Annotated in this window: 11 protein-coding genes and 2 pseudogenes; 5 read left to right on the plus strand and 8 right to left on the minus strand. The window is 68.9% G+C overall.

All coding sequences use genetic code 11. The features are described 5' to 3' along the window. Nucleotides 1-304: 304 nt before the first annotated feature. The 5 genes from rpsB (at nucleotide 305) to CCS38_RS19295 (ending at nucleotide 5048) form a co-directional block, all read left to right on the plus strand. Nucleotides 305-1195: a 30S ribosomal protein S2 gene (gene rpsB, locus CCS38_RS19275; protein WP_031067001.1), complete on the plus strand. Its 891-nt coding sequence runs from the start codon at nucleotides 305-307 to the stop codon at nucleotides 1193-1195. Between the two features lie 102 nt (nucleotides 1196-1297). Then, nucleotides 1298-2134: a translation elongation factor Ts gene (gene tsf / locus CCS38_RS19280; protein WP_223734542.1), complete on the plus strand. Its 837-nt coding sequence runs from the start codon at nucleotides 1298-1300 to the stop codon at nucleotides 2132-2134. A gap of 206 nt (nucleotides 2135-2340) precedes the next feature. Continuing rightward, entirely contained in the window at nucleotides 2341-3105 is a 765-nt protein-coding gene (pyrH, locus tag CCS38_RS19285; RefSeq protein WP_030624865.1) for a UMP kinase, read from the plus strand. Nucleotides 3106-3333: 228 nt separating this feature from the next. Beyond that, entirely contained in the window at nucleotides 3334-3891 is a 558-nt protein-coding gene (gene frr / locus CCS38_RS19290) for a ribosome recycling factor (RefSeq protein ID WP_030266530.1), read from the plus strand. After that, nucleotides 3891-5048 (plus strand): phosphatidate cytidylyltransferase, encoded by a 1158-nt coding sequence (locus tag CCS38_RS19295; RefSeq protein ID WP_223734543.1) that lies wholly within the window; start codon nucleotides 3891-3893, stop codon nucleotides 5046-5048. Before frr ends, CCS38_RS19295 begins: the two co-directional genes overlap by 1 nt. Before the next feature lie 103 nt (nucleotides 5049-5151). Here CCS38_RS19295 and CCS38_RS19300 read toward each other — a convergent pair whose 3' ends face one another. The 8 genes and pseudogenes from CCS38_RS19300 to CCS38_RS19335 form a co-directional block, all read right to left on the minus strand. Further along, a complete protein-coding gene (locus CCS38_RS19300; RefSeq protein WP_223734544.1) occupies nucleotides 5152-5400 on the minus strand; it encodes an SCO4226 family nickel-binding protein in 249 nt (82 codons plus the stop codon). A gap of 786 nt (nucleotides 5401-6186) precedes the next feature. Next, a complete protein-coding gene (locus CCS38_RS19305; RefSeq protein ID WP_223734545.1) occupies nucleotides 6187-7419 on the minus strand; it encodes a tyrosine-type recombinase/integrase in 1233 nt (410 codons plus the stop codon). Next, on the minus strand, nucleotides 7419-7616 hold the full coding sequence (locus tag CCS38_RS19310; RefSeq protein ID WP_223734546.1) for a helix-turn-helix transcriptional regulator: 198 nt from the start codon (nucleotides 7614-7616) through the stop codon (nucleotides 7419-7421). The genes CCS38_RS19305 and CCS38_RS19310 overlap by 1 nt, the downstream gene beginning before the upstream one ends. Continuing rightward, nucleotides 7613-9012, minus strand: a pseudogene (gene repSA, locus CCS38_RS19315) (replication initiator protein RepSA). The gene CCS38_RS19310 and the pseudogene repSA overlap by 4 nt, the downstream one beginning before the upstream one ends. Then, nucleotides 9009-9194 carry a hypothetical protein gene (locus tag CCS38_RS19320; protein WP_223734547.1) on the minus strand — a complete coding sequence of 62 codons (186 nt, stop codon included), beginning with the start codon at nucleotides 9192-9194 and terminating at the stop codon, nucleotides 9009-9011. The pseudogene repSA and the gene CCS38_RS19320 overlap by 4 nt, the downstream one beginning before the upstream one ends. A gap of 92 nt (nucleotides 9195-9286) precedes the next feature. After that, on the minus strand, nucleotides 9287-9556 hold the full coding sequence (locus tag CCS38_RS19325; protein ID WP_223734548.1) for a hypothetical protein: 270 nt from the start codon (nucleotides 9554-9556) through the stop codon (nucleotides 9287-9289). Between the two features lie 19 nt (nucleotides 9557-9575). After that, nucleotides 9576-9764 carry a mobile element transfer protein gene (locus CCS38_RS19330; protein WP_223734549.1) on the minus strand — a complete coding sequence of 63 codons (189 nt, stop codon included), beginning with the start codon at nucleotides 9762-9764 and terminating at the stop codon, nucleotides 9576-9578. 11 nt (nucleotides 9765-9775) lie between these two features. After that, nucleotides 9776-9935: pseudogene (locus CCS38_RS19335) on the minus strand (DUF2637 domain-containing protein); the annotation flags it as partial.

The following is a 9935-nucleotide window of genomic DNA, read 5'->3' on the forward strand; positions in this document are numbered from 1 at the left end:
CTCTCCTCTCCACCGCCGACCCCCTCCCCACCCGCAGCATGTCGCTAGGCGGTTCGGCGGTCCCGTACACTTCTTGTGGCGATCCGGGTGACCGGGTCGACTTCGCACGCCCCGCCACCGGCGCGTGACTCCCCGTGTTCTGTAAGGAGCGCAGCGAGACACAGCGCACACGGTGGCCGCGTCCCTCGGTCCTGAACAGGTGTCCCGGTGCATGCCGGAGCCCCCGTGCAGGCAGGCGCGCAGGGGCGTCAGGCACAGCGGCCGCCCGGCCGCGGTGGAACCGAGAAACACGAGGAGAACGGCCATGGCCGTCGTCACGATGCGGGAGCTGCTGGAGAGCGGCGTCCACTTCGGGCACCAGACCCGCCGCTGGAACCCGAAGATGAAGCGCTTCATCTTCACCGAGCGCAACGGCATCTACATCATCGACCTGCTCCAGTCGCTGTCGTACATCGACCGCGCCTACGAGTTCGTCAAGGAGACCGTCGCCCACGGCGGCTCCGTCATGTTCGTTGGCACCAAGAAGCAGGCCCAGGAGGCCATCGCGGAGCAGGCGACTCGCGTGGGCATGCCCTACGTGAACCAGCGCTGGCTCGGCGGCATGCTGACCAACTTCTCGACCGTCTACAAGCGTCTGCAGCGCCTCAAGGAGCTCGAGCAGATCGACTTCGAGGACGTCGCGGCCTCCGGTCTCACCAAGAAGGAGCTTCTCGTGCTCTCGCGCGAGAAGGCCAAGCTGGAGAAGACCCTCGGCGGTATCCGCGAGATGCAGAAGGTGCCCAGCGCCGTCTGGATCGTGGACACCAAGAAGGAGCACATCGCGGTCGGTGAGGCCCGGAAGCTCAACATCCCGGTCGTCGCCATCCTCGACACCAACTGCGACCCCGACGAGGTCGACTACAAGATCCCGGGCAACGACGACGCGATCCGCTCCGTCACCCTGCTCACCCGCGTGATCGCCGACGCCGTCGCCGAGGGCCTCATCGCCCGCTCCGGTGGCGCCGAGGCCAAGGGCGAGAAGGCGGCCGGCGAGCCGCTCGCCGAGTGGGAGCGTGACCTGCTCGAGGGCGAGAAGAAGGCCGAGGAGCCCAAGGCCGACGAGGCCAAGGCCGAGGAGAAGCCGGCCGAGGAGCCCGCCGCTGCCGAGGCCCCCGCCGCCGAGGCCGAGGCCGAGAAGCCGGCCGAGCAGGCCTGACACCTCAGCATCGGATGATGACGGCGGGGGCCGGTGCCACAAGCACCGCCCCCGCCGTCCACCCGTAGATCTTTCGACTTTCGAGAAGAGACTCAACAGATCATGGCGAACTACACCGCCGCTGACGTCAAGAAGCTCCGTGAGCTCACCGGCGCCGGCATGATGGACTGCAAGAAGGCGCTGGACGAGGCCGAGGGCAACGTCGACAAGGCCGTCGAGGCGCTGCGCATCAAGGGCCAGAAGGGCGTCGCCAAGCGCGAGGGCCGCTCCGCCGAGAACGGCGCCGTGGTCTCCCTGATCGCCGACGACAACACCTCCGGCGTCATCGTCGAGCTCAAGTGCGAGACGGACTTCGTCGCCAAGGGTGACAAGTTCCAGGCCGTCGCCAACGAGATCGCCGCGCACGTCGCCAAGACGCAGCCCGCCGACATCCAGGCCCTGCTCGCCTCCGAGATCGAGGCCGGCAAGACCGTCCAGGCGTTCGTCGACGAGGCCAACGCCAACCTCGGCGAGAAGATCGTCCTGGACCGCTTCGCGCAGTTCACCGACGGCTTCGTGCTGGCGTACATGCACCGCACCATGCCCGACCTGCCCCCGCAGATCGGCGTCCTCGTCGAGCTCGACAAGGAGAACGCCGAGGTCGCCAAGGGCGTCGCGCAGCACATCGCCGCCTTCGCGCCGAAGTACCTCTCCCGCGAGGACGTTCCGGCCGAGGTCGTCGAGGCCGAGCGCCGCGTCGCCGAGGAGACCACGCGTGCGGAGGGCAAGCCCGAGGCTGCCCTGCCGAAGATCGTCGAGGGTCGCCTCAACGGCTTCTTCAAGGACGCGACGCTGCTCGGCCAGCCGTACGCGCTCGACAACAAGAAGTCCGTCGAGAAGGTCCTCCAGGAGGCCGGCGTCACCCTGAAGCGCTTCGCGCGCATCAAGGTCGGCATCTGAGCTGAGCGGAAGCTTTGCCGTCGGGCCACGGCCTCCGGGGCCGAGGGCCTGTCGCAGGGCAGCGAATGACCCGCGGCCCCGCTAGGGTCGTACGCAGTCGGCCGCTCACCGGCCGACCGCAGATGTGACGAGGAGGCCATTGCCGTACAGGGATCTGACCAGACCCCCGGCAATGGCCTTCTTCGTATGTGCACGAGGAGAGCGCAATGAATCACGGTGCCGACGGCGCGGACAAAGCCCACAAAAAGGGGAAGGGCCGCTTCCTTCTGAAGCTTTCGGGGGAGGCGTTCGCCGGCGGCGGCGGTTTGGGTGTCGACCCGGACGTCGTGCACGCCATCGCCCGTGAGATCTCGGCCGTGGTCCGCGAGGGCTACGAGATCGCCATCGTGATCGGCGGCGGCAACTTCTTCCGCGGCGCCGAGCTGCAGCAGCGTGGCATGGACCGGGCCCGCAGCGACTACATGGGCATGCTCGGCACGGTCATGAACTGCCTGGCCCTCCAGGACTTCCTGGAGAAGGAAGGCATCGACTGCCGCGTGCAGACCGCCATCACCATGGGGCAGGTCGCCGAGCCGTACATCCCGCTCCGCGCCATCCGCCACCTGGAGAAGGACCGCGTCGTCATCTTCGGTGCGGGCATGGGCATGCCGTACTTCTCCACCGACACCACCGCTGCCCAGCGTGCCCTGGAGATCGACGCCCAGGCCATGCTCATGGGCAAGAACGGGGTCGACGGCGTCTACGACTCCGACCCCAAGAAGAACCCCGACGCGGTGAAGTTCGACGCGCTCGAGTACGGCGAGGTCATCACCCGCGACCTGAAGGTCGCCGATGCCACCGCCATCACGCTGTGCCGCGACAACAAGCTCCCGATCCTCGTCTTCGAGCTGCTCGCAGAGGGCAATATCGCGCGCGCCGTGAAGGGTGAGAAGATCGGCACGCTCGTCAGCGATCAGGGCACCCGGGCCTGACGGCCCGCACCGCCGCGGATCCGTACGGGCAGCACGTGTTCGTACGGCCGTACGGAAGAGCACGTCCGTACGCGCCGTACGGGCGGCCCCCCGTACGCGCGGCAACTCCCGGCCGTGGGAAGACCACGGCACGGGGATGGACAACCGCCTGCCGGTCGGACACCGTGCAGGAGAAGACGCGCGCAGGGGCGAGGCTCTGCTTCTTACGATTAAGACCAGGAGCAAGTGGTGATCGAAGAGACCCTCCTCGAGGCCGAGGAGAAGATGGAGAAGGCCGTCGTGGTCGCCAAGGAGGACTTCGCCGCGATCCGCACCGGGCGTGCGCACCCGGCGATGTTCAACAAGATCGTGGCGGACTACTACGGTGCCTTGACGCCGATCAACCAGCTGGCGTCGTTCTCGGTGCCCGAGCCGCGGATGGCCGTGGTGACCCCGTTCGACAAGAGCGCGCTGCGCAACATCGAGCAGGCCATCCGCGACTCCGACCTCGGCGTCAACCCGAGCAACGACGGCAACATCATTCGCGTGAACTTCCCCGAGCTCACTGAAGAGCGCCGCAAGGAGTTCATCAAGGTCGCCAAGAACAAGGCCGAGGACGCGAAGATCTCGATCCGCAGCATCCGCCGCAAGGCCAAGGAGACCCTCGACAAGCTCGTCAAGGACAAGGAGTCCGGCGAGGACGAGGTGCGCCGCGCCGAGAAGGAGCTCGACGACACCACCGCGAAGTACGTCGCGCAGGTGGACGAGCTGCTCAAGCACAAGGAATCCGAGCTGCTCGAGGTGTGATGAACGAGTCATCCTGGGGGGCCCGGCCCTCGCCCTCGGCGGGCGGGACCCCACCCGGCGCCGGCCCATGGGCGGCCGGCACGGGACCGACCCCCGGCTACGGCTGGGAGGGGCCCCCGGCCCCGTCGGCGGGTCCCGTGCACGACCGGTCCGCGGCAGCGCAGACTCGGTCCATGCCCACCGTGCCCGACGCAGGCGGAGACCAGGACGACCACCGGGACGATCGGGGGGCCGCTCGGCTGAGTGGCCCCCTCTTCCGCGATGACCACCCCCAGGAACCCATGCCCACATCCCCGCCGGCACCGGACGACAGCCCCTCTTCGGACAAGCCGGCGAAGAAGAGCGCGGGCCGCAATCTGCGGGCCGCCATAGGGGTGGGCGTCGGTCTCGGCGCGATCATCGTGCTCTCGCTGTTCGTCTACAAGCCCGTCTTCGTGGGCGTCATCGCGGTCGCCGTGGTCGTCGGGCTGTGGGAGCTGACCTCCCGCCTCGCGGAGCGCAAGGACATCTGCGTACCGCTCGTACCGCTCGCGGTCGGCGGTACGGCCATGGTGGTCGCGGGATACGTACGCGGGGCCGAGGGTGCCTGGGTGGCGATGGCGCTCACCGCGCTCGCCGTGCTGGTCTGGCGGATGACCGAGCCTCCGGACCACTACCTCCGGGACGTCACGGCCGGCGTCTTCGCGGCGTTCTACGTGCCGTTCCTCGCGACCTTCGTGGCCCTGATGCTCGCGGCGGACGCGGACGGCCCGTACCGGGTCCTCACCTTCCTGCTGCTCACGGTCGTCAGCGACACCGGCGCGTACGCCGTCGGCTGGCGCTTCGGCAAGCACAAGCTCGCCCCCCGCATCAGCCCCGGCAAGACCCGCGAGGGCCTCGTCGGCGCGGTGGCCTTCGCCATGGCGGCGGGCGCGCTGTGCATGGAGTTCCTCATCGAGAACGGCGCGTGGTGGCAGGGCCTGCTCCTGGGCCTGGCGGTCGCGGCCAGCGCCACCCTCGGCGACCTCGGCGAGTCCATGATCAAGCGCGACCTCGGCATCAAGGACATGGGCACGCTACTGCCCGGCCACGGCGGGATCATGGACCGGCTGGACTCCCTGCTGCCGACGGCCCCGGTGGTATGGCTCCTCCTGGTCATCTTTGTCGGTACGGGCTGACCGGCCCTTACCGGGCTCTGCGCCCGGCACCGCGCTCATCGAGGGCCCGCCGTCCTGCACTAGGACGGCGGGCCCTCGACTCATACGGTCCGAGGACCGGGTTTCATACGGTCAGGGGGACCGGGTGGACCTCGTCGGCCCGGTGGCCCGCGCGTTCGTGGACGCGTTGGACCGCTTCGGCCGAGGGCGCTTCCGAGAGGCAGTAAACCGTGCCGGACTGCGGGTCCGCCCAGGCCCTCTCGAAGTGGACGCCTTCCTCCTTCTCAATGGCGAGGTCGGCCTGGTGGGCCTGCTTCAGCTGGTCGCCCGTGATGCCCTTCATCTCGTGGTGGACGTCCATGTACTGGGGCATGGCGTTGCGCCTCCTTCCGACGTGCGCGCCCCGACGGCGACGACGCCGAGCGCGCTGGCCGCTCCGTTCCCCTCCATCGTGTGCCCGTACGATCGCGGGGGCGACCGGACAGGCCATGGCCGCAGGCGGCGAGGTGACGGCCCCCACCCCGCTCTCCGCAGGGCCGCGCCGGATGATCTGCCACACTGGATGGACCATGCCTGCACCTGGAGAACTCGCGTCTCACGGGTAGCTAAACGGCCCTCTACCTGCGGTTTCTCCGCTGATAGGGGGCCGTCGTTTGTGCTCTGGGCCGTCTGTGGGCCGCCGGGCCTCAAGCGCGGCGGGCAAACACCCGCTCGTAGACGACGAGGAAGGGGGCGATGTAGGCGGTCGCCTCTGTGGGGGTAGCGGCGCCAACGGTGATGAGGACGGCTCCCGCGGCGAGTGCGCTGACATAGGTGAGGCCAGTTACCCAAGCGGGCATGGGGCCGTGGCTTCTCGGCGAACGATTGTCCATAGTGGTCGTGGTCTCCGCTTCCTAGCGCGATTCGGGGACTTGCCGCCCGCCTGGCGTGCAGTGCCTGCGGGCGGCATCACGATAGCCGTTCCGAGCTTCACTATGCGCACCTTTCCAAGGTGGATAGCTATCTTTCGCGAAAGAAAGTTAAGTTATACGCGTCAATCGCCTGCGGTTCAAAGGTTTGCTTCCGTTGATTCGTAAGCCGTTGCTGCTATAGGGCCAGCAAGGTATTGGCCCGCCAGCCCTGGACGCCTTCCATACAGAGTCCGTCTGGTGTGACTGTCTCAAGACTGTGCGGTGCACCACACTTGATCTACTGTCTTGCGGGTGCGCTCACTGCTGGTCGGCAGCAGGTGCGCGTACACCCTGAGCGTCATTGCCGGGTCGCTGTGCCCGAGGTACTCGCTCACGGCCTTGATGCTTTCTCCAGCGTCCAGGAGGACCGAAGCGTAGGAGTGCCGTAGGGCGTGCATGCCGTGCTCGCGCGCCGAGTCGTAAGGCTCGCCCTGTTCCGGTTCGGGGATAAGGCCGGCCGCAGCGAGGGCGGGCTTCCACTCCTGCACGTTGAAGTTGCTCCGCCAGACGATGCCGCCAGCTGTGTTCGAGAACAGGAGGCGCTTCGTGACCGGGGGCCCATCGGGCTTCTTCCACGGCAACGTGACCGGCACCGGCTTGAAGGCGTCCAAGTGGTCGCGGAACGCGTCGGCCACTGAGGAGGGCAGCGGGACATCACGTTCCTTGTTGCCCTTCGGCGGCGCGAACACGGCCTTTCCACGGATGAGCTTCACCTGCCGTACGACATGAAGGGTGTTGGCCTCGAAGTCCACGGCGTCATCTTCGGCAAGCCCGATGATCTCGCCCTGGCGAAGACCGCAACCGGCGCCGGCATCGGTCATTGCCTGATAGCGCTCCGGGAGCGCGGCCCGTACGGCGAAGACCTGTTCCGGGAGCCATGGGATGACGCGACCGGACTCAACAGCCGGAGGACGTACGGACTTTGCGCTGCACGGGTTGCGGCTGAGTAGCCCGTCATCGACGGCGGCCGACAAGACGGCCCGCACGTTGGCGTAGATGGTGCGCGCGTACGTTCCCTCGATCGGGGCATCTTCCAGGGCCTTGACGAGCTGCTGGATGTGGGACGGCCGGAAGGAGTCCAGAGGCCGCGAACCGATCCGCGGAAAGGCGTGGAGCCGCAGCCGCGTTTCGACCGAGACCTGTGTCGGGTCTGTGGTCTGCGCGGTCAGCCAGCGCTCCGCGAACTGCTGGAAGGTGATGCGAGACGCTCGCGGGTCGATGTACTGACCGCGTGTCATGTCGGCTTCGATGTTGACGAGCCACTTTTCAGCGAGACGCTTCTGCCGGTCGGGGAAGGACTTGCTCTTCTCCGTGCCGTCCGGGCCGACGTAGCGGGCGCGGTAGCGCATGCCTGAGCCGTAGCGGTCGCTCTTGACCTTGCGGGGCTTGCCGTCCGGTCCGATCTCGGTCTTGTACCAGCGGTCTTGGATGTGTCCGGCCATCAGGCGGCCTCGCTCGTCTGCTCAGTGACCCAGCGGCGGACGACTTCGGGGTCGTAGCGGACGTGCTTGCCGACCCGGAAGCCGCGGGGGCCGGTGCGCTTGCGCCGCCACTGGTAGACGGTCTCGACCGGTACGCCGAAGAGGTCCGCGAGGTCGACCGGGGTCAGGAACCGCTCGGGCAGCGTGCGGGCGCTCATGTCCAGCTCTCCTCTGTCTCCAGTTCGGCGCGTACTTCTCGGGCGATCTCGCGGTTGTTTTGGATCTCGCGGGCGAGGTTGGCGGCGAGCCAGGATTCGCCGGGGGTGTGGCCGTGGCCGGCGTAGGCCCAGTGGGCGATGACGCGGGTGGTGGCTGCGGGGTGGTCGTCGGGGTCGGGGAGTCCGAGGGCGGCGCGTTGCTGGGCGGCGCGGTAGTCGGCGCGGACCTGGCGGAGGGCGCCGAGGGTGGTGGAGTAGCGGCGGGACTTGGTGGAGAAGTGGCCGCGGAAGCCGAGCATGTGGGCCCACTGCCATAGCTTCCGGTCTGGGTAGAGGTCGTCCAGGTCGCGGCAGGCGCGGATGAGGCGGCGGGTGTGGTCGGGCAGGTCGGGGAGCTTGTCCAGCTCGGCGAGTTCGCCGATGCGGCGGTCGACGGTGCCGGTGGTCTCGGCGGCCTTGGTGGCGTACTTCGCCACGTAGGAGGCCACGGCCTGTTCGGTGAGGTCTTCGCCCGCTCCAAAGGCGCCGATGGGCCGGACGTCGAGCTGGGTGCCCCAACGCAGGACACGTTTGGGCTGGTCGCCGACGGGGTCGAGGACGATCTCAGCGCGGGCAGCAGCGGCTCGAAGGGCGTCGGTGAGCAGGTCGATGGTCGCCCAGGCCGGGGGCGCGGTGTCGGGCCCGTCCGGGCCGTCGAAGCGGATCACGGCGTGGAAGTGGATGGCCCCGCGCTTTTGGTACTCGGCGACCTTGCCGTAGGAGACCCGGAGCCGTTCCTTGAGCGCCTTCTGCATGATGCCGGCGCGCTTGGCCAGCTCCCGGGGCAGGTAGATGGTCACGGACCGCCACAGGTGGCCAGCGTGGTTGTTCCAGAGCACGGCGCCCGCGTAGTCGTAGGTCTCCGGGTTCAGGGCGGTGCCGAGCTCGGGGGCGTCGGCCTGGTGGTGGACGCCGCAGCGGCAGGGATGGTGACCGTTGCTCGGGCGGTTGTGGACCGGGCCGAAGGAGGGGGCGGTGAGGGTGGCGAAGGCGCGCGGGTGGTCGCGGACGGTCTCCGGGGTGCCCTTGGCTTCGTCTCCGGTGAGCCCGGCGCGGATGAGGTGGTACGTATCGCCCGCGTAGGTCCAGGCACACGAGGGGCAGCGGGAGGCACGGCGGTTGCCGCAGGACACCCGGAGCCGTCCGCCGGGTTCGGCGTTGGTCGAGTAGGCGTGCAAGACGGTTCCGGTCGCGCGGTCGATCGTCTTCGTGGCCCCGGTGAGGTGGATGGGGTCGGAGCATCCTTCGGTGCGGCGAATCTGGTCTTCCCAGCGGTCGAAGCCGGGGACCCGGCCACCCGGAGGAGGTCCCCCAGGGTGGTCGGGTCCAGGCCCGCCAGGGTGGCGGCGTCACTCACGCGGCCACCTCACGAGCAGCTGCGCGGCGGGGGACGGTGCCGGTGCCCTCGCAGGTCCGGCAGATGACGGTGAGGGTCGTACGGGTGCCGTCGGAGTTGGTCTGGCCGGTGGTGATGGCGACGGTGGGGAAGCCGTCGCAGTCGGGGCAGAGCCGGACGCGGGCAGGGGTGTTCTCGGGCATGATGAGGAGTCCCTTTCGGGTCAGCGGTCTGGAAGGGGTGCAGGCGCCCGGGGCGGCGGAAGTTTGGCGACCGAGGCCGCCCCGGGGGCCGTTCAGCGCTTGCGGGCGAGCTTGAGGCTGACGCCCGCACCGCCCACGGTGGGGACGGCTGCAGCGGCAGCGGCGGCCGCGATCTGGAACGTCACGGCAAGGACGATCAGGACCACGGATGCGCCGATCGCGATGGTGATGGTCAGCAGGATCGGTCCGGCGTAGGAGCGCGGCGGCGCCTGGATGACGACGACTTCGCCGGGGTGGACGCTGGCCGGGATCAGGTCGGCCGGGCGGTGGTTGGCGCGGAGCTGGGCGTCCGGGTAGCGCATGGGCCTTGCCTCCGTCGGGTCAGGGGTTGCAGCGATGGGTGCGGGCGGCGAGCTCGGCGGCGGAGCGGTCCGGCTTCTCGACCGAGAAGCGGCAGCCGGGGGCGGTGCAGGTGGCGGTGTGCTTGGTGCGTCCCTGCCCGTCGTTGTAGGAGCCGACCTGGACGGGGCCGATGCGGATCACGTCGTAGAAGCGGTTCGGGCGAGCCATTGCTCTTCCTTTCAGGCGAGTTGGGCGGTGATGGCCTCGGCGAGGACCGGCGGGACGCCGAGCCGGGCGCGGAGGGTGTCCGCGTCGATCGGGGTGCCGGTGGCGGCCTGGTGGTTGTCGGCGACCTTCCGGGCGTGGGCGATCAGCGCCGGGGGCACGGTGGGTGCCGGC

Source organism: Streptomyces purpurogeneiscleroticus (assembly GCF_020024005.1).
GTDB classification, from domain to species: Bacteria; Actinomycetota; Actinomycetes; order Streptomycetales; family Streptomycetaceae; genus Streptomyces; species Streptomyces purpurogeneiscleroticus.